Below are 19,213 nucleotides of genomic sequence, written 5' to 3' on the forward strand. Positions count from 1 at the left end.
TCAATAAAGGCAGCACCCGCCACATTTCGATTTCCCCGGAGTTTTCTCCGGAAAAAGATTCCCGGAGTTTCGACTGGACCATCCTGAGGCGCCTTCTGGGGTACCTGGCGGGCCATGGGCGCGCCCTGGTNCTGATGTATACCCTGGCGATCATCGCCGTGGGATGCACCGTGGCAATTCCGCTTCTGCTCCAGATCGGCATCGACCGCTTCATTGTACCNGGCGATCNCGGGGGACTGGTCCGGCTTCTGGCCCTCCTGGCCGCGCTCCTGGTCCTGCTCTACTNGAGCAACCGCTACCAGGGGATACTCATGATGAAGATCGGCTACGGCCTGCTCTCGTCNCTCCGCAAGGATCTGGTCACGAGACTGCAGTATCTGCCCTTCCGCTTCTACGACACTCACCAGGCGGGGCAGATCATGAGTCGCGTCACCAACGANATCCAGGTTCTGGAGGAGCTGCTCCGGGCCGGGCTGGACACGGTGGTGGTGGACGTTCTCACTCTGGNNGGGCTGATCGCGGCCATGGTCATTCTTGATGNNCGNCTNAGCCTGGTTCTGGTGGTTACNCTGCCNCTTTTCTGNACCCTGGTCTTCGGCCTTCAGGGACAACTGATCGAGCGCGGGCGACGGATCCAGCATACNCTCTCGATCGTGAACGCCTTTCTGAACGAATCGATCTCGGGAATCAAGGTGATCCGGNCCTTTGCCCGGGAAGAGGAGAATATCGGAAACTTTGGCCGGATAAATCAGGAGTACTATCAGGAGGCCCGGACCTTTTACCCCCTCAACGCCCTTTTCTGGCAGAGCGTNGTCACCCTGGGGCTCGCCGGAACGGCTCTGGTTCTTCTGGGAGGAGGAATCCTGCTGCACCGGGAGGCGATCTCCCTGGGGGTGATCGCCGCCTTTCTGGTGTATATCAACCGCTTCTTCCAGCCGCTTCAGAAAATCAGCAACATGCTGAACCAGATGAGCCGCGCCATGGCGTCGGCGGAGCGTATTTTTGCGCTCATGGACGAACCCCGGGAGGNTTCCCACGAGGAGCCCTCCCGTGATTTTTCCCCCTCCCGACCGATGCGGGGAGAAGTTTCNTTCCATCAGGTCTGGTTCGCCTACGAGGGAGAAGACTACGTTGTCCAGGATATCTCCTTCACGGCCCGGCCCGGAGAGACCCTGGCCGTGGTGGGCGCCACCGGCGCGGGAAAGAGCACCATCATGAATCTCCTGTGCCGCTTTTACGACCCCCTGCGGGGAGAGGTTCTGGTGGACAACCACGATCTGAAAACCCTTCCGCAGCAGTGGTTCCGTTCCCGGATCGCCCTGGTCATGCAGGACGCGGGGATCTTCTCGGGAAGCATCGCCGAAAACGTACGATTCGGTGCCCCCCGGGCCTCGGAGGAGGAGATTCTTCAGGTCTTCCGGGAGATGGGCGTTCAGGAAATGATCCNGTCTCTCCCCGAGGGAATCCATACGCCAGCGGGAGAACGGGGGAACAATCTCTCCATCGGCCAGCGCCAGATCGTTGCCTTCGCCCGCGCCCTGATCCGGGACCCCACGGTGCTGATCCTGGACGAGGCCGGCGCGTATCTGGACATCAAAACAGAGCAGCTCGTCCACGGAGCCCTGGAACGGCTCCGCCGGGGACGGACAACCTTTGTCATCGCCCACCGCCTGGCCACGATCCGCGGGGCCGACCGGATTCTGGTGATGCACCAGGGGAAGATCGTCGAGGAAGGGACCCACCAGGAGCTGGCAGCCCGGAACGGGCGCTACGCCTGGCTGCTGCGGCACCAACGATAGCCCCCCGGCGTTCCTCAGGAGGGGGGCCGTTCCGGTGCCGCTGCGGAGGGGCGCTCCGGACCGGGCGATAACTCCAGCACCGGGGGCTCGCCCGACCCCGGGGAAACCTGACCGGNTCCGCTNCAGAGGATCTCCGGTCGGGCATAATGGAAGCCCTGGGCGATGCTGCAAAAGGTCTCCTTCAGCTTNTCNGCCTGCTCCTGGGTCTCCACCCCCTCGGCNACNATGGTAAGGCCGTAGAGGGTCGCCACAGAGCAGATCAGGTGAAAGAGCTTGAAGCTCTTCTCGTCGCTNCAGATATGCTCCACAAAGGANCGGTCGATCTTCAGTTCTGTAAAGGCCAGGGAGNGAATGCAGTAGAGCGAAGAGAAACCCGTGCCGAAATCATCCAGCGAGACCCCCACGCCGAAACGGGTGAGNTCGCAGAGCACCTGCTGCATGGCGGGCATATCCTCAATAAGAACGTCCTCGGTAATCTCNAAGATGATCTGCGACGGATTCACCCCGGCCCGCGTTATGGTATCGATTACATACTGACTGAACCCGGCCATACCAAAAAAATGCGCCGAGGCGTTGATCGCCACGGGGGTTCCCTGGCCGTAGTTTCTCTCGATCTCCGGCATCTGCTCCAGAATCATGGTAAAGATCAGGCGNCTGAAGGGTATGGTCAGNTGGGCCCGAAGAATGGCGGGGATGAAGATGGNGGGGGAGACCGAACCGAGTTCGGGAGAATCCCACCGCGCCAGGGCTTCCACGCCCAGAATCTTTCCGGAATGGACATCCACCTTGGGCTGGTAGGCGATACGGAACTCCCTNTGCTGGATCGCCCGCTCCAGGAGGTTCTGGAGACGCAGGGTCTCGTCGGCCCCGGCGAGCATCTCGGGAGCAAAGAAGACCATTCCCTCCCGCAGATGCTCCTTGGCCCAGCGAAGGGCGATGCTGGCGCGCCGCCANCAGACCTCGANGCTATCGCCGTCGTCAGGGTAGGAGGAGACACCGCAGTAGTAGGATATCCGGTGGCCGTGACGCGCCGCCGGAAAGGCCCGGTCCGTGGCGGCACAAAANCGGCNGAACTCCCGCTGGAGCTCCTCGCCGTCGACCCCTTCGATCCAGAGGGCGAACTCGTCGCCGCCGATCCGGGCGTAATACTGGGGGTGGGCTTCCTCAGCCTGCAACAGCTCCGCCACGGTCCGNAGAACCCGGTCTCCCCGGTCGTTTCCGAACATGGCGTTGATCACCCGAAAGGCCTTGATGTCCAGCAGCACCACGAAGCCCTTCACCCCCCTCCCGGAGAGGCGCTCCCGAAGGTACTCCTCGAAGCGATGGCGGTTGGGCAACCCCGTGAGGGAATCGAAAAAAGCCAGCCGTTCCACACGAGCCCGGGAGCGGTCCAGCTCGTGGATATGGCGGAGCAACCTCGACCTGAAGGTGTTCACCGTGATACCACTGATACAGGCAAAGCCGGTCATGATAATTCCGTGGAATATCCAGGTCAGGGGACTGTTCACCCGCAGGGCAGCCTGGGGAGCGTAGGAGACGACCCCCAGAAAAACCAGAAGCGCCAGAAGGGGAAAGACCAGGAGCANGCTCCCCACGGCAACCAGAGCCACCCGGGGCCTCACGGTGACGACCACGATCATGATTACCGTGCAGATCAGGATGGTGCCGCTCCCCAGAAGGCCGTTATAGATNAAAGAGAGCGTCGCGATGGGCGTTACCACCAGGATAATCAGTGCGAGCTTTTGCGGAGGCCCGAGCAGCCTCCGGAAGGCCAGCCCCGCCAGAAGAAGCAGAACCGACAGGCCATCGGCCCCCAGCATGACCAGCGCCTGCCGGTCGGGGCCGTAGAGAAGGGCCGTCAGGGCATGAATGACCCCTGCCAAAAGGAGGAACACCACCCCCAGAAGAAGATAGAGATCAAGGAGCGTATTGATCTGATCTTTTATCGGNGCCGAGGGAAATGCCTGCGACCCGCCCCCGGGGGGGCCTTCCGGTAACCACGCCACAATACCTCCGGTATCAGACTCTGATGCCTTACACTATAGCGCAGGAGCGCCCGTTTTTCGAATGTCGCCCGGTCTGCTCCCGGAAATTCCCGGCCGGGGACCCCGTTACGGGGAGGTGCATCACTCCCCGTAACGGGCCTGGCCGGTCCTGAGATACCCCAGGGGGTGCAGCGAGACCCCCTGCCATCCCCGGGAGAGGGCCAGGGTCTCCTCCTGGTGGTAGAGGAAAATCCCGGGGGCGTCCTCCCCGATCTTCCGGAGAACCTCGGCGTAGATCTTCTGTCTGGCCTGACGGTCAGGCTCTTGCCGGCCTCGCAGGAGGAGGTCATCCACCAGGGTGTTGGCGTAAAACCCCCGGTTGTTGCCTGCCGGAGGCAGGGCTTCGCTGTGAAACTGCGGGAAAAGCCCCCAGTCGGCATCCAGCGTGGCCGTTTCCCACCCCATAAGATAGGCATCGTACCCAGCCTGATCGGCCGGAAGCGAGGTGAGCTCCAGAAAGCGGGGCAAGCTGTAGCTCTCCAGCCGCACCCGAACCCCCACCTGGAGCAACATATCCTGCACGGCCCGGGCTACGGCGACCTCCCGGGGATGCTGTCCCAGGGGGTGATAGAGAACCATCTCGAACCCCTCGGGGAATCCGGCCCGGGAGAGAAGCTCCCTGGCCAGGGCAGGGTCGTAACCGTAGGGGTCGGCAGGGGCGCTGCCGAAGACAACCGGAGCCAGAGGCCCCCGGGCACGGGTNGCAGCTCCCTGGAGGGGCCCTTCCAGGATNCGNTCCCCCTGCACGGCGTGGTTCAGGGCGCGGCGCACCAGGGGGTCTTTCAGGGGGCCCCGGGTAGTATGAAAGCCAATATAGGTCGTGTGGGGGCTGGTCCGGCGAATCAGGGAAAGGTCGGCCNTCCCCACCGTCTCCCTCTCTCGCCCGGGGGGTATCTCCAGGGCCACATCGACCTCGCCGCGCTCCAGGGCGGCTACCCGCGCCGAGGCCTGGGGAAGAACGGTAAAGACCAGGCGCGATACCCCTGGAGGGGGTCCCCAGTAGCGCCGGTTCACGGTCAGGGAGATCTCTTCGCCCCGTGCCCAGCGGTCAACCACGTAGGGTCCCGTTCCGGCGGGAACGGCAGAAGGGTCCTCGGGGGCGATATCCCNNAGCCAGGCGGGGCTCACGATCCCCGGAGCTGCCCGGGCGAGTCTGAAGGGAATGTCGGCGCAGGGGCGGGAGAGAACGATCCGGATCGTGTGGGACCCCGCCTGCTCAATCGCTTCGATCGGTTCCAGGAGGGCGGCCCGGGCCGGAGCGAAGGGAGAATCCCTGAAGCGCTCGAGATTTACCAGCACAGCCCGGGCGTCGAGGCCGGTGCCGTCGTGGAAGACCACGCCCCGGCGAATCTCAAAGGTCCAGATCGTGGCATCGTCATTGCGCTCCCAGCTTTCGGCGAGGGCCGGCACCGGCGAGAGGCCTTCTCCGGGAAGGGTCTCCTCCAGGCTGACAAGACCCTCCATCAGGTGGGTCCTCACGGAATCGGCCGAGGGCNTTCCGGGCCAGACCGGATCCAGCGATTCCGGCTCCTCCACCAGGGCGATGGTGAGAAGGTCGGGCCCGGCGGGAATCTCGGGGGCTCCCGCAGCAAAGACGGGGCCACCCCAGAGCACCACCGCCCCGGCCAGAAGCATCGGCAGAGCGCGTAAAACCGGCGCGGGCCGCAAGACCCGCTCAGCCCGCAAAACCTGCGCAGCCCACAAACCCTGCGCAGCCCACAAAGAAGAACGAGGCCCCCCGATCAACCTCCGCACTATCGCTACTCCACGCTCACTGATACCTGTAGCGCTTGATCTTGAAGGTGGGCGTCTTCTCGAAGGGTTCGCGCTGCTCCACCACCTCGGTGAGGCGGGAGAAGGAGCTGAGTCTGGCGTTTACCTGGCGACGGATGTCCTCCAGATAGGCTGCAGTGTTCCCGGCGTGGCCCTTCATCTGTTCCGTCACCTGTTCGGCGAGTTGCTCGTAATCCAGAAGAACCCGGGCGATCAGACGACCGCTGCGTTCGATCACCAGGGACTCCACGACGCCCCTGAACTGGTTGATCAGGGATTCGATCGCCTCGGGATAGATGTTCTCTCCGCTGGCCCCGACGATCACCGACTTTTTCCGCCCCTTCACGTAGAGCCGTCCCTGGGCATCGAAGGCCCCCAGATCACCCGTGCGGAACCAGCCGTCCTCGGTGAAGACCTCGGCGGTCTGTTCGGGATCGCGATAGTAACCCTTCATCACGTTGGGGCCGCGAACCTGGATCTCACCGTCCTGGATGCGGATATCCACGCCGGGAACGTTCACACCCGTGGAACGACGGGTATTCGCACCGGGGCTGGTCCCCGCCAGGAGCGGTGCGGTCTCGGTGAGGCCGTAGCCGATCGCGTAGGGAAAACCCATGCGGAAGAGCACGTCCTCCACATCCGCCGCCAGGGGAGCCCCGCCGATCCCGAAGAAGCGCAGTTCCCCGCCGAAAGCCGCCAGAAGCTTCTTTCCTGCTGCGCGATAGATGATCCGGTTAACCCCGGGAATCATCCGGATGATTCGCACCAGGGGCTTGTTCAACTTGGGCATGATCCGGGCCCGCACCATCTTCTCGATGAGCAGGGGCACGGCCAGCATCAGGTCGGGCCGAACCTCCTTGAGGGCGCTCATGAGAACCGAGGGAGAGGCGGGCCGGTCCAGATAGGTTACGACCCCGCCCATGGTGAAGGGAAGTATCATCCCCAGGGTACACTCGTAGGTGTGAGCCAGGGGGAGGAGCGAGAGCATGCGATCACCCGGTTTGATTCCCCCTGCNGCAAAGCCGTTGGACCCGAAGACATTGGAACAGATGTTACGGTGCGAGAGTTCGACACCCTTGGAGTGCCCCGTTGTCCCCGAGGTATAGATGATCGCCGCCGTGTCCCCGGGCTCCAGCTCCTGGGGGTACTCCCCGGGAAGCGTCGCCTGCCCTCGGAGGACCTGCTCCAGCAGCTCTTCCAGAACCAGCACGGTGAGGTCCAGCCCCTCGAGCTGGCTCCCCAGCCGCTCCTGGTGCCGGAGAGAGACGATCAGNACGCNGCTTCCCGAGTGCTCGATGATTCCCTGCACGTCCTCGGGAGTAAACTCCGTGAGAATGGGCACCACCACGGCGCCCCAGGAGGTGATCCCCAGATAGGCGGCAGGCCACCCGACCTGGCTCTCGCTCAAAAGCGCAACCCGGTCTCCCTTTGTCACGCCCAGGCGGGCCAGCTCCTGCTGAACCCCGGCGATGGCGGTTCCCATCTCCCGATAGGTGTGCCCGGTCGTGCCGGTCATCCGGAAAGCCACCAGATCGGCGTGGCGCTCGACAGACTGAGCAACAATTGCACGAATAGTTTCTGGTTGATTCATGATTACAGGCTACACCCGAGGCCTCGCTTTGGCAAGAAAGCAAAATTTGGTTTATGATAAAGGTATGATACATTCTGGAATTATCGGTCCCGGGCTGATATGGGAAAAAACGCACCGCAGGATCCTCTCGGAGTTGCACGACGAGATCCACGTGGCTGCCGTGGCGGCCCGTTCCAGGGAAAACCAGAAGCGGGCACGCCAGGCCTACCCCGATGCAACGATCTACAGCGATGCCCGCAAGCTGATCGAGGACCCCGAGGTCGAGGCGGTTATCATTCTCACTCCGATCAACCTGAACGCTTCCTTTGCGCGGGCCGCCCTGGAAGCAGGAAAGCACGCCATCGTGGAGAAGCCCCTGGCCAGATCCCTGGCCGAGGCACAGGAACTCTACCGCATCGAGGAGCAGAGCCCCGGCACCCTGATCGTTCTGGAACAGTTCCTCTACAAGGCCCTCCTGCCGGAGACCCGGACCCTCCTGAAGGAGGGGGAAATCGGCACTCCCGTGAGTTTTGAACGGGTCCTCCACGGCANAATCTCCGCCGACGGGGACCAGACCGGGGGCTACGGTCAGACAGACTGGCGCCAGAACCCCGACTATCCTCTGGGAACCTTCTTCGACGGCGGCATTCACGAGGTGGCGNTGCTGCAGGAACTCTTTGGTCCGCCCCGGGAGGTCTTTGCCCGGGGTCGTTCGCTCCGGCCCGATTTCGGCGAGGTCGACCTGCTCACCCTCTCGGCGGTCTACCCGGGGGATATCCAGGGGACGATCGTCTACTCGGGGTGCCTGGGAAAACTGGGAGACCACTTCGTGATTCACGGAACCAGAGGAGCCCTGGTGGTTCGCGACCGGGAGCTTCATATCCGCTCACCCCTGGACGGGACAGAATCGCTNCTCCCCTTTTCGTGGCACTGCGAGAACACAACCATGTGGAAGGAGATCCTCGGCAACCTTCGGGAGGGNACACCTCCCCGATACACCCGCGAGAAGGTCCTCCAGGACCTGGCCTTCATGGAGGCCCTCGGCCGGAGCCTCTCGTCGGGCGCATCGGAGCCTCTNGCGTGATGTTCTGCCTGGAGGATCTCCTGGAGAGCCTGCAGGTGGACCGGCTCTCCTCCTACTTCCAGCCTGTGGTCAACCTCCAGANCGGGCAGATCGTGGGGTGCGAGGCGCTCCTGCGCCCCGTGACGCGCGACGGAGCGCTTCTTGCTCCGGGNATCGTCTTCGAGAGGGCCCGCCGGATGGAGTGCCTCCTGGAACTCGAGAATGCCGCCAACCAGGTTTCGGTCGATTCCTTTGTGGAAGAGACGCCCCGGGCNGGGCAGCGTTTGTTGCTCTTCCTGAATTTCTCGGCCCACCTCCTGAACGAAGGCAACCTGGACCCCGAAGCGCTTCTCTCCACCCTTCGACGGGCGGGCCTGGACCCCCGAAACGTNGCCCTGGACATCGTGGAGNCCTCGGTTCACACGCCCCGGGAACTGCTGGAGTTTGTCACCCNNACCCGCCAGGAGGGGCTTCTCATCACCCTGGACGACTTCGGCACAAAGAACTCCAACCTCGAGCGGGTCGCCCTGGTGCGACCCCAGATCATCAAGATCGACCGCTCCATTGTGCAGGGGGTTCACCAGGACANGCTGAAACAGGCCCTCCTGCGGTCTGTGGTCTACCTGGCCCAGGCGATGGGTGCCCTCAGCCTGGCCGAGGGGATCGAAACGCTCCAGGATCTGGCCGTTTGCTCCCGCGAGGGGGTTCANCTTGCCCAGGGGTTTCTCCTGGGACGCCCCCGGCCCGGGATAGCNTCCATGATCACCCTGGGGGCGGAGAAAATNCCCCCCCTGATGGCGAACCTTCAGGAGATGATCGCCGTCGATCTCCGGAGAGCCCGACAGGCCGATCTGGCCATCTCGGGCGAGATCTCCCGCCTCCTGGAGGANCTGGAAAAAATCAGCCCCGATCAGATGGAGTCCTGCCTCGAAGAATGGGTTCTGACCCGGGAGACGATCGATACGATCTGCATTACCACCGACGAGGGGATCCAGATCACCAGAATGGTTGTTCCCGAGGGGGGCGGGGACGTCGATCCCTGCGGACCCGGCGATAACCCCCTCTTCTGCCTCGCCAGGAAGGGCGCGGACCACAGCTACCGGGACGCCGTCTTCGGGCTTCATGCCCTGGACCAGGACCGGTACGTGACCCCCCCCCGCATCTCCCTGACCACGGGAAACCTCTGCAGAACCATCACCCAGAAGTTCCGTTCCGCCCGGGGGGAACACTGCCTGCTCTGCGTGGANCTGCGCTGCTCCTGAAGGGGCGGGGGCAGGAGAGGCGCTGAAGAAAAAGCAAAAAAAANGTATACTGCCCGCCATGGAATGGAAAGCAAGTCATATTCTGGTAAAAGAGAAAGCCCTGGCGGAGCAGCTGTTGAAGCGGATCAAGAGCGGCGCCCGCTTTGAGGCCCTGGCGAAGGAGCACTCCACCTGTCCGAGCAAATCAAAGGGAGGCGATCTGGGGTGGTTCGGCCCGGGGAAGATGGTAAAACCCTTTGAGGAAGCGGTGATCAAACTGCGTATCGGGAAGGTCTCCGGCGTGGTTCGAACCCAGTTCGGATACCACCTTATCAAGAAGACCGGCGAGCGCTAGCGGCCCCGGAGGGCAGGATCCGGCCCCCGGCCGATCGCCACGAAAGATCCGTTGCGATCACTCCCGCCGGGGCCCGACCATCAGGGGTGGTCCCGGGAACCCCCGGGACCCGGAACCTCAGGAGGTGTACACCTTGATGTAGTCTTCCAGAGTTCCGTCGTTCATGCAGACCTCGATGATCTTTCGTCCCAGGGGATCCAGATCGTCCGTGAGGAACTGCGAGAGCTCCTGCTTGAAGAAATCGGTGAGGATCTTCTGTCCGGCGTCGTACCCCTTGATTCCCACTTCGGGCTGCTCGTGAACGTGGAGCAAACCGGTGGGCATCAGCTGGCCAGCGACCTTGAGCCGCTCCAGGCTGTATCCCAGGATGGGACAGCGGGACTCGATCAGCTGCTCGGGCCGGAACTTCACCGATCCCCGGCGAGCCATGTACTCCCGCAGAATCCACTCGGGCTGGAATCCTACGTGGTACGCACCGATGTACTGGTTCGGGATAAGCACGTAGGGGGTCCCGGGAGTCTCCNGGGTCAGCTTGAGCAGGAGGTTCGCCTGGGTAACCCGCTTGCCCGTGGCAAAGGGCCAGTAGGATCCTACGCCCTCGCTGGTGAGACCCTCGGTGGTTACGATGCTGGGGTTCGCGTGGCCACGGGGGGCCACCAGCCGCCAGAGCCATCCCAGAGCGGGTGGCAGGATGTGCATCATGCCGATGATACCGTAGTTGGGATTTTTCTTGGTTGAGGGAGGCGTCCGAACACCGAAGCTCCGCACGTCTATAGCGACCGGATCGTCCACCACCTTGTCGATGAAGTGGCGCGGCATGATCACCCGCGGGTTGGGGCAGGGNTTTCCCGGTGCGTCCTGGATATGCTCCCAGGGCAGAATGGTGGACCCGGGTTTTCCCTCGAGGTTCAGGAAGATCAGGGGCTCCGGCGGATCGATACAGAGCTTCTCGATAGCCGGTTCTTTCCCGTACTCGTTGAGGTGGTCCACCCGGAGGAACCAACCCGCCTCGGCATCCTCGATCATGAGGCGGCCCGTGGTGCTGGTCTGGATCGAGGGATGAGCCAGTGCCATGTCATCGGTGACGGGCTGCAGCTCGCAGGGATCCAGGAGCTCGAAGTAAACATCGTCTCCCGTGATGGTGTTGTGAGCCAGGCGGATCCGGCCGTCCGGTTCCCGGTGGAGCTGCTGGGTCATCTCGCTCTTTCCGCCACCGCTGGCGCCCTCGTGCATGATCACAAACTCGTTGTCGTAGGGAGTAACCACCCGCACAGCCGAGCTGTGAAGTGTCACCCAGTCCTCTTCCTCGCCGATGCTCAGGAGGATTCCGTAGACACCCTTCTTTGCACTGGGCCCGGGGTAGAGGTTGTAGGAGAAGAGCTCGTGCATTCCGGGCAGACGGTTGTGGACAACCACCTGCTTTCCGTCGAAGTGGGTATGACGGAAGGGAGGCGCCAGGTAAATCACAGCCCGGGGCTCGAAGTTTTCGGGGATCTCCTCGGCGGGGAAGAATCCCTGCAGGTCGGCAAGGCCGGCCACAAAGAACCCGGCGTTTGCCGGCGCGATCAGGAGCGTGGGATACCCCCGCTTCTTGTCNCCCGAGAGGAAGGGCAGCACGATGAGCGGCCCCGCGTCCTCACGAAACCAGTTGAAGGTCTCCTGCCGGACTTCCTCGAAGGGCCGATCGAAGCGGTTCTTCCAGTGGGGCTTGTCCGTGGGACGGTCATCGGCGATGACCATCGCTTCGGGGTCCCGCCGGCGCATGTAGGGCTCCACGTAGTTTACGGCAGCTCCGTTCTTGCAGCGACCGACCGTGGCCTCCAGGACACGCCCTTTGCCGGGAACATCGTAGGCAACCTCCACGAGGTCCTTATCACTTTCCAGGAAAGCGAGCTCCAGAAGGTGCTGGCGGCTTTCCGGAAAAACCAGGTCAACACAGCAGAGCATCTTGTGAAGATGCTCGCTTAAAACCAAGCGATCCAGTGGTGACGTTTTCATGGCCCTAGGTTACAATGTAGATGGGAAGACGTTCAAGTAAAAAAATAGTGATTTTTTTAACGTTTTTCTACCGGCAACGCACCAAAGAAGAAAAGCAATTGACTTTTTAAGATCCCTGCATCACAATAATCCCCGAGTCAGCACACAAAAACGTGCAAAGGAGTTGCGTATGACGACGAAAGTTGATCCCGATCTGTGCATCAGCTGTGCGATCTGCACAAACATGGTTCCCGATGTGTTCATCATGAACGACGACGGCCTGGCCGAGGCGAAGCCCGGCGACGTTCCTGCTGACCTGGAAGACCAGGTGCAGGAAGCGATGGAGGAGTGCCCCGCTGACGCCATCGTCATCGAGTAACCTCCCCTGTACCGTCCGGTACAACCGCCCCGCACCGTGTGCGCTCCTGAGCTCCCCGGTGCGGGGTTTTTTGTGCTCCCCGGACCAGTCCGACCGGGGAACCAGTCCGACGGGAGGCCGGGGGATTATGGCTCCCGGAAGAACTGGTCCTTCTGGCGGCGCAACTCTTCCGAGAGAGAGACTTTGTAAATGTGGGGGTTGATGATCCGTTTGTAGGTCTCGTCGAGCCGATCCAGATTGGTCAGGGTGCGCTGGCGGATCTCGCTGAGCTTCGACGAGGGGAAGAGACGCCGCCCCTGGCTCATCTGCAGCGTCAGGAGGGGTTCGATCTTTTCGTAGCGCTCCAGGCGTGTCTTNCGGTAGTCCCCGGCGGGNTGGTAGAAGGTATATCCCCTGCCCGGCAGAATTTCCTCGTCCTCCCGGGCGATCAAGTCGGCCAGGGGGTAGTCGTCGTCGCCGTAAAACCGGTAGATCTGCTTGATCCCCGGGTTTGTGCTCTTTTCCGGGTTATCGCTCAGCTTCATGGTAGGGACAAAGTTCCCCCGGGAATCTTCCCGGGCTGCCATCTTGTAGACCCCCGTGAGGGCCGAATCGCTGCCCCCCGTTACCAGCTGGGTTCCTACCCCCCAGAGATCAACGGGACTCTCCGCTGCCACGAGCTGGGCGATGATCTCCTCGTTGAGATCGTTCGATACGGCGATCCGGGCGTCGCCGAGCCCCGCCTGGTCCAGCCTCGTCCGCACGGCCTTGCTCAGGTACTGGATGTCCCCGCTGTCCAGACGTACCGCCACGGGGAAGCCCCGGCTCTGGAGCTCCTTTCCCACGGTGATGGCGCTCTCGATGCCGCTGCCCAGGGTATCGTAGGTGTCTACCAGCAGAACTGTTTTCTCGGGATAGAGCTTCGCGTAGCGCCGGAAGGCCTCTTCCTCGCTTTCGAAGGCCATGACCCAGCTATGGGCCATGGTGCCCGTCACGGGAATGCCGAAGCGCATTCCCGCCAGGGTGTTGCTGGTCGAGGAGGCCCCCCCGATGTAGGCGGCCCGGGAGGCGCTCACCGCCCCGTCGGGTCCCTGGGCGCGTCTGAGTCCGAACTCGGCGATGGTCCCACCCCGGGACGCCAGGTATATCCGGGCTGTCTTGGTTGCCACCAGGGTCTGATAGTTCAGCACGTTCAAGAGAAGGCTCTCGATCAGCTGCGCCTCGAGCATGGTGGCGTGGACCCGCAGCAGCGGTTCCTGGGGGAAGACCAGTGTTCCCTCGGGGACAGCCCAGATATCACCGGAAAAACGAAAGGACGCCAGGTAATCGAGGAACTCCGGGCGAAACAGCCCGAGCCCGGCCAGATACTCCAGCTCCTGCGGCGAGAAGCGGATCGTTTCCAGGGCTTCCAGAAGATCATCCAGCCCCGCAAAGACGGAAAAGCCCCCGCCAAAGGGCTGGCGGCGAAAAAACATATCAAAAACAGCCCGGCGATGCATTCCCTCGTGGTGGTATCCCTGCATCATGGTCAGCTCGTAAAGATCGGTCAGCAAGGCGGACGTGATAATCATGAGGAGAATCATACCGGAAAAGGAGGGCGGGAAAAAGGACACCGGCCCGGAAACAGGCAACCGCAACGGGCAACCAGCAACAGACAACCCCGGGAAACCCAACCAGAGCCCCCACACAGCACATCACCCGGACCGAATACCCCAAACCGAACCACCAAAACCATCCAAAGAAAAGCACCCAAAAATGGAAAGAGTTGAAATATTGCAGGAGAACATCCATACTGGGACCATGGCATACGAGAAAACCTACGTAATGTTAAAGCCCGGAGTGTTGCAGCGCCGCCTGACGGGGGTCATTCTTCAGCGCCTTGAACAGAAGGGGCTCACTCTGGCAGCCCTGAAAACCATGATCATTCCCCGGGAGGTTGCCGAAGAGCATTACGCAGAGCACTCGCAACGGCCCTTTTTTCAGGATCTGGTAAATTACACCATCTCCGGCCCCGTGGTGGCCATGGTGGTCTGCGGAGAGGATGCCATCGCCCGGGCCCGCGCCCTGGCGGGGCCTACCCGTATAGAGGAGGCGCCCCCCGGAACGATCCGGGGCGACTTCGCCGCCGTGACCAGAAAGAACGTGATCCACACCTCGGACTGCCCCGAGAGTGCCCGCCGGGAGATCGCTCTTTTCTTTTCTCCCGGGGAAATCCTGGAATACGAAGACCCCAATGCCGACTGGATCTGCTGATCACAAGCCGGGGCAGGGTCGATGGCAGCTTGACTCGATCTATCCCGGGCCCGCCTCGGAGGCGTTCCAGGGGGATCTGGCCGAACTGGATCGTCGTCTCGGCGAGCTTCGCCAGACCCTGGAGCGGCAGATCCAGGGAGAACAGCGGGGGGAGCGCCCCCGGGCGGAGCAGCTTGAGGGGGAGTACTTCCGGGACCGTTTCTGCCGGGAGCTCCCGGAGGTTCTCTCCGGGATCGACACCCTGAAGGACCTCTACGAGCAGCTCGAACATTACTGCTATGCCCTCTACAGCACCGACACCACCGACGAGGCGGCACTGAAAGCCCTCAGCGCCGTGACGGAACGGAGCGTGCCCCTGGCAGAGATCGGCGTGCGCCTCCGTCAGGGTCTTGCCCGGCTCTCCTCCGGGGATCTCGCCGAGGCAGCCCGGGAGTCCTCCCTGGTCGAGGGCTCCCTCCTCTTCCTGCAGGAGGAGCGGGACCTGGCAGCACACCAGATGTCCCTGGCCGAGGAATCGCTGGCAGCAGAACTGGCGCGCCCCGGGGCCGACGCCTGGAGCCGTCTGCAGGAGAGCCTGGCCAGCTCGCTCCGCATCCCCTGGGAGGAGGGGCGGGAACTGACCATGGTGGAGGTTCGAAACCGTGCCTCCGATCCCGAGAGAGGGGTGCGACGCCGGGCCTGGGAAGCCGAGTGCCGGGCCTGGCAGTCCGTGGAAATTCCCNTGGCCTGCGCGCTGAACGGTGTCAAGGGAGCCACATCGGCCCTGGATACGCGNCGGGGNTGGCAGGATACGCTGGAACGGTCGCTTCACCAGAACCGTCTTTCCAGAAAATCCCTGGAAGCGCTCATCACCGCCATGAGGTCGTCCCTCCCCCTTTTCCGGCGGTACCTGCGTGCCAAGGCCTCCCTTCTCGGGGTGGGGAACCTTGCTTTTTACGATCTGGCCGCTCCCGTGGGAACGCCCCCCGGCAGGATATCGCTCCCCGACGCCCTGGAACAGCTCCGGGAGATCTTTACCGCCTTCGATCCGGAGCTGGGCNACTTTATCCCGGAACTCCAGGAGAAGGGGTGGATCGATGCCGAACCCCGGGCCGGCAAGGTGGGCGGCGCCTGGTGCATGGATTTTCCCCTCGCCCGAGAAAGCAGAATTCTGACAAACTTTGACGGCACCTGGAACAGCCTGAGCACCCTGGCCCACGAAGCGGGGCACGCCTGGCATTCCCGTCTTCTGAGNGACCTTCCCTCGTCCCAACGGGGATACCCCATGGTCCTGGCAGANACGGCGAGCATCTTTTGCGAGCACCTGCTCTTCGAGGCCNCCCGCTCCCGGGGNACACCGGGGGAACGGCTCTGCATCGTCGAGCAGTTCCTTCAGAGCACCACCCAGATCATCGTGGATATCCTCTCCCGCTTCGAGTTCGAATCGGCCCTGATGGCAGAACGNGCCAGGGGAGAACTCTCCCCGGCCGCCCTGAAGGAGCTGATGCTCACGGCCCAGAAACGGACCTACGGCGATGCCCTGAAAGAGGAGGAACTCCACCCCTACATGTGGGCCGTGAAGAGCCACTACTATCGGGCCGACCTCGCCTTCTACAACTACCCCTACGCCTTTGGCCAGCTCTTTGCAATGGCTCTCTTCCGGCAGCTGCGACGACAGGGTGCATCCTTCCCTGCTGTGTATCGGGACCTCCTGAGGGAATCGGGCCGCCTCAGCCCCGCCGCCATTGCCAGCAGAATCGGGGCTGATCCCGAGGATCAGGCCTTTTGGGACGAGGCCCTGGGGGAGATCGGCGATCTTGTGACGGTCTTCGAGAGCGCCCTCCCCGCCGATCCCTCTTTACAAAGCCCCTCGGTTTGACTATGATCGTTCCCGAAGGCTCATTCGTGGCCTGCCCATTGGCGCCGTACCCAAGTGGTAAGGGAGAGGACTGCAAATCCTTCATTCGCCGGTTCGAATCCGGCCGGCGCCTTTCNGTTTCCCCCAGGGCCTTTTTTCTTCGGGCCTGCCTCCTGCGGACCTTCCCGTCCGGCACTCACCCCGGGGCGCCGGGCCGTCCTGAACGTTCAAGAAAAAATCCCAGAGCCACTCGCATCATGGCGTGGTCAAACTCTGCAGCCCCCTCNCCAGTCAGGAGCTCTTCGGGTGGAACGAGGCATACCTCCAGGTGTTCATCGCTCTCGGGGGCGGGTTCACAGACCTTCTCCACAGCGGCGACAAAATAGGTGTGGCACCGGTTGTTCATGAGGGCCGGGTTCGGGTTCACGGAGCCGAGGAACTCCGGTTCCTCCCGGGACGGGCACTCCCGGAGTCCGTAGCCCGTCTCTTCCCGCAGCTCGCGCAGAGCGGCCTGGCCGGGAGTCTCGCCCGGATCGACCACACCACCGGGGAACTCCAGGGAGATCCTGTTGCTTCCGTGGCGAAACTGCCGGACCATGACAAAGCACTCCCGGCCCGACCGGTCCCGCGTCAGGGCCACCAGATTCACCCAGTCGGGAGCATCCATCACGTAGTAGGTTCTCTCCTGACCGGAGNAGCTGCGCCGGAGGCTCTTCACCAGGGAGAAGACCGGGGTCTCCGCCAGGCCGGTGCGCTCTTTCTCCTGCCAGATCAGGAACGAATCGGAATCATCCTGTTTCATCGGTCCATACTACCCNGAAGAGGCCCGTCGGGGGAGCCCCGCCATCGGCGGTGATCGACCTGGATCACTGCATCCGGCGCGGGGCGCTTGACACCGTTCCAAGAAAGGGAAAGAGTATCGGTATGCGTGCAGACCGAATCAGAAGGCTTATCCAGGCGCTCTCGACAAACCTCTTCGAGAAGGAAGAGATCCTCCGGCTCGCGGTACTGGCGGCGATCTCCCAGCAGAACCTCTTTCTCTACGGCCCCCCGGGCGTAGCCAAGAGCATGATCGCCCGAAGGCTTCCNGCGCTCTTCCAGGATGCCCGCAGCTTTGAATATCTCCTGGGACGCTTCAGCACCCCCGAGGAGCTCTTTGGCCCTGTTTCGATCACGCGCCTGAAAAACTACGACCTCTACGAGCGGGTGGTGGAGGGGTTCCTCCCGGCAGCGGAGATCGTCTTTCTCGACGAGCTCTGGAACGCCTCGAGCCCCATCCTGAATACCCTTCTTACAGCGATCAGCGAGCGCCGCTTCCGCAATGGCCGGGAGGAGATATCCATTCCCCTGAAAACGGTGATCGGTGCGGCGGGAACGCTCCCGGGGGACGATCAGACCCTGGAGAATCTCTGGGACCGCTTTCTCCTGCGGCTGGAGAGCACGCCCGTCACGCGGAACGATTCCTTCCTGGACCTGCTCCTGAGCACCGGAGATCAGACCCCNCCAGAACCCCGGGAAGCCGACACAATCAGGTCGGAGGAGCTGACTCAGTGGCAGGAAGAGATCCGCCAGGTATCGCTCCCCCGGGACATCCAGGAGTTCATTCTCGATGTCCGGGAACGGATCTCCCGCCACAATCGCCTCTCCGGGGGGGGCGAAAACGCCCGGCCTGTCAGGGTGAGCGACCGCCGGTGGAAGGAGATCGCCCACCTCTTGCGGACCAGCGCCTTCCTGAACGACCGCACCGAGGTGGACGTGCTCGATTGTATCCTCATGCGTCACTGCCTCTGGTCGCGTCCGGAAGAGCGGGCGGTGGTGAACACCATCATCGAGGAAGCGCTCTACCGCTACAGTACCTCGGGCCGGTTCGACCCCGAGGCTGCCCGGCTCCGCCTGGGAGACGCGCTCTCGGAGTTTCGCACGGCGCGCTACAGGACGCTCCAGGAAGAGATCGACCAACCCACGGCGTACCGGGGTGAGTATTATCGTCTCCTGGATTTTGTGGAGGATCACCTTAGCCTTATCTGGATCGGAGACTTCCAGAACCTTTCCACGGACAAACCCCAGGAGACGGATCTCTTCTTTTACGGCGAGGCCGATGACTTCGCCTATTCGGAGCGGCTCCCGGTCCGACTGATCGACCCCACCACGGTGGAGGTTGCCGGGGAACCCTTCCCGGTCGAGACCAGTCGCGTTCAGCGGACCTGTCAGGAAGAGGTCGAGGTCACGGAGGAGACCAGGGAAGCCCTGGTCCGGAAGCTCGGGGAAATCCGCCGGGAGGCCGGGGAAACGGCAGCGGCTGTCCAGGCTTACCGGGATGCTGCCAGCGGAGAGGCGGAGCAACACCTCTTCGTTCACCGCTCCTACGCAGAGATCGTGGCTGCCGGCATGGATCAGGCGGCGCGCGATTTTGCCGAACTCCAGATGGAGATAGACCAGGCGCTTCATGAACTGGAGTAGCGCCCCTTCCATGGAGGCATCGCAGCAGATCAGAACCGTCCTGTTTCGGGAACTTTACCGGTTTTTCACCGATGAGGAGGCCCTCAGGTCCCTCCGTTCCGGGTCGCCCCGCTCCGGGGCAACCTCCCCAGACCCGGCAGGGTCCGGGCCGNCCCTGCCTCCTCCCCTGGCCCGAAGCGTGGCGCACTTCTACACGCTTCTTCGCACAGCGGCAGTGGCGGGGACCGACCACGCCCTGGCAGAACAGATAGCTGCCGGGGTTTCCGCCTGGTTTGCGTCGATCTGGGAAGATCTCCAGCATCAGGGGCAGGACGGCTCCGCCTGGCCAGCCCCACCCTGCGGGAAAGAGGCTTCTTTGGGGGAAGCCCCTCCTTCCGGAAAAGAATCCTCCTCCAGGAAGGAAGCCCCCGGAGCCCCCGGAGCCCCCCCCTCCAGGGAAGGGCTCGAGCGGGATCTGCGCGTAGCCTGTACCACCTGGCCCC

At 62.8% G+C, this 19,213-nt stretch carries 14 protein-coding genes and 1 tRNA gene; 9 read left to right on the forward strand and 6 right to left on the reverse strand.

Annotated elements, in window-relative coordinates; genetic code table 11:
• The first annotated feature begins 134 nt into the window (after positions 1 to 134).
• Positions 135 to 1,799 (forward strand): ABC transporter ATP-binding protein, encoded by a 1,665-nt coding sequence (locus B071_RS17780; RefSeq protein ID WP_438829728.1) that lies wholly within the window; start codon positions 135 to 137, stop codon positions 1,797 to 1,799.
• Between the two features lie 14 nt (positions 1,800 to 1,813).
• Here B071_RS17780 and B071_RS0113455 read toward each other — a convergent pair whose 3' ends face one another.
• The 3 genes from B071_RS0113455 to B071_RS0113465 all read right to left on the reverse strand — a co-directional run bounded on the left by B071_RS0113455 (position 1,814) and on the right by B071_RS0113465 (position 7,208).
• Positions 1,814 to 3,619, reverse strand: a complete 1,806-nt coding sequence (locus B071_RS0113455; RefSeq protein WP_438829729.1) for a putative bifunctional diguanylate cyclase/phosphodiesterase — start codon at positions 3,617 to 3,619, stop codon at positions 1,814 to 1,816.
• Positions 3,620 to 3,925: 306 nt separating this feature from the next.
• A complete protein-coding gene (locus B071_RS17785) occupies positions 3,926 to 5,479 on the reverse strand; it encodes an ABC transporter substrate-binding protein (protein WP_018527593.1) in 1,554 nt (517 codons plus the stop codon).
• Between the two features lie 136 nt (positions 5,480 to 5,615).
• A complete protein-coding gene (locus B071_RS0113465; RefSeq protein ID WP_018527594.1) occupies positions 5,616 to 7,208 on the reverse strand; it encodes an AMP-binding protein in 1,593 nt (530 codons plus the stop codon).
• 64 nt (positions 7,209 to 7,272) lie between these two features.
• Here B071_RS0113465 and B071_RS0113470 point away from each other — a divergent pair, with 64 nt between their 5' ends.
• The 3 genes from B071_RS0113470 (at position 7,273) to B071_RS0113480 (ending at position 9,846) form a co-directional block, all read left to right on the forward strand.
• On the forward strand, positions 7,273 to 8,271 hold the full coding sequence (locus B071_RS0113470) for a Gfo/Idh/MocA family protein (protein WP_018527595.1): 999 nt from the start codon (positions 7,273 to 7,275) through the stop codon (positions 8,269 to 8,271).
• Positions 8,271 to 9,512, forward strand: a complete 1,242-nt coding sequence (locus B071_RS0113475; RefSeq protein WP_018527596.1) for an EAL domain-containing protein — start codon at positions 8,271 to 8,273, stop codon at positions 9,510 to 9,512. Before B071_RS0113470 ends, B071_RS0113475 begins: the two co-directional genes overlap by 1 nt.
• Before the next feature lie 58 nt (positions 9,513 to 9,570).
• Positions 9,571 to 9,846 (forward strand): peptidylprolyl isomerase, encoded by a 276-nt coding sequence (locus B071_RS0113480; protein WP_018527597.1) that lies wholly within the window; start codon positions 9,571 to 9,573, stop codon positions 9,844 to 9,846.
• Positions 9,847 to 9,963: 117 nt separating this feature from the next.
• Here the strand turns inward: B071_RS0113480 and B071_RS0113485 are convergent, their stop codons facing one another.
• Positions 9,964 to 11,844, reverse strand: coding sequence for a DUF4914 family protein (locus tag B071_RS0113485; protein ID WP_026245241.1), 1,881 nt, complete (start codon positions 11,842 to 11,844; stop codon positions 9,964 to 9,966).
• A 169-nt stretch (positions 11,845 to 12,013) separates the two neighbouring features.
• Between B071_RS0113485 and B071_RS0113490 the strand changes: the two genes are divergently transcribed.
• A complete protein-coding gene (locus B071_RS0113490) occupies positions 12,014 to 12,202 on the forward strand; it encodes a ferredoxin (protein ID WP_018527599.1) in 189 nt (62 codons plus the stop codon).
• A gap of 125 nt (positions 12,203 to 12,327) precedes the next feature.
• Here B071_RS0113490 and B071_RS0113495 read toward each other — a convergent pair whose 3' ends face one another.
• Entirely contained in the window at positions 12,328 to 13,764 is a 1,437-nt protein-coding gene (locus tag B071_RS0113495) for a nicotinate phosphoribosyltransferase (protein ID WP_018527600.1), read from the reverse strand.
• Positions 13,765 to 13,981: 217 nt separating this feature from the next.
• Between B071_RS0113495 and ndk the strand changes: the two genes are divergently transcribed.
• The 3 genes from ndk to B071_RS0113510 all read left to right on the forward strand — a co-directional run bounded on the left by ndk (position 13,982) and on the right by B071_RS0113510 (position 16,404).
• Positions 13,982 to 14,434 (forward strand): nucleoside-diphosphate kinase, encoded by a 453-nt coding sequence (gene ndk, locus B071_RS0113500; protein ID WP_018527601.1) that lies wholly within the window; start codon positions 13,982 to 13,984, stop codon positions 14,432 to 14,434.
• Entirely contained in the window at positions 14,415 to 16,292 is a 1,878-nt protein-coding gene (locus B071_RS17790; RefSeq protein WP_018527602.1) for a M3 family oligoendopeptidase, read from the forward strand. Before ndk ends, B071_RS17790 begins: the two co-directional genes overlap by 20 nt.
• A gap of 40 nt (positions 16,293 to 16,332) precedes the next feature.
• Positions 16,333 to 16,404, forward strand: a tRNA-Cys gene (locus B071_RS0113510).
• Positions 16,405 to 16,467: 63 nt separating this feature from the next.
• Here B071_RS0113510 and B071_RS0113515 read toward each other — a convergent pair.
• Positions 16,468 to 17,073 carry an NUDIX hydrolase gene (locus tag B071_RS0113515; RefSeq protein WP_018527603.1) on the reverse strand — a complete coding sequence of 202 codons (606 nt, stop codon included), beginning with the start codon at positions 17,071 to 17,073 and terminating at the stop codon, positions 16,468 to 16,470.
• Positions 17,074 to 17,195: 122 nt separating this feature from the next.
• Here B071_RS0113515 and B071_RS18730 point away from each other — a divergent pair, with 122 nt between their 5' ends.
• Complete coding sequence (locus B071_RS18730) at positions 17,196 to 18,731, forward strand: AAA family ATPase (RefSeq protein ID WP_018527604.1); 1,536 nt, start codon at positions 17,196 to 17,198, stop codon at positions 18,729 to 18,731.
• Positions 18,732 to 19,213: the final 482 nt, after the last annotated feature.

It is taken from the genome of Alkalispirochaeta alkalica DSM 8900 (genome assembly GCF_000373545.1).
GTDB lineage: Bacteria > Spirochaetota > Spirochaetia > DSM-27196 > Alkalispirochaetaceae > Alkalispirochaeta > Alkalispirochaeta alkalica.

Excerpts from the sequence above, each read along its gene's own strand:
- B071_RS0113490 (WP_018527599.1), top strand. The coding sequence starts at position 12,014 with ATGACGACGAAAGTTGATCCCGATCTGTGCATCAGCTGTGCGATCTGC.
- ndk (WP_018527601.1), top strand. The coding sequence starts at position 13,982 with ATGGCATACGAGAAAACCTACGTAATGTTAAAGCCCGGAGTGTTGCAG.
- B071_RS0113480 (WP_018527597.1), top strand. The coding sequence starts at position 9,571 with ATGGAATGGAAAGCAAGTCATATTCTGGTAAAAGAGAAAGCCCTGGCG.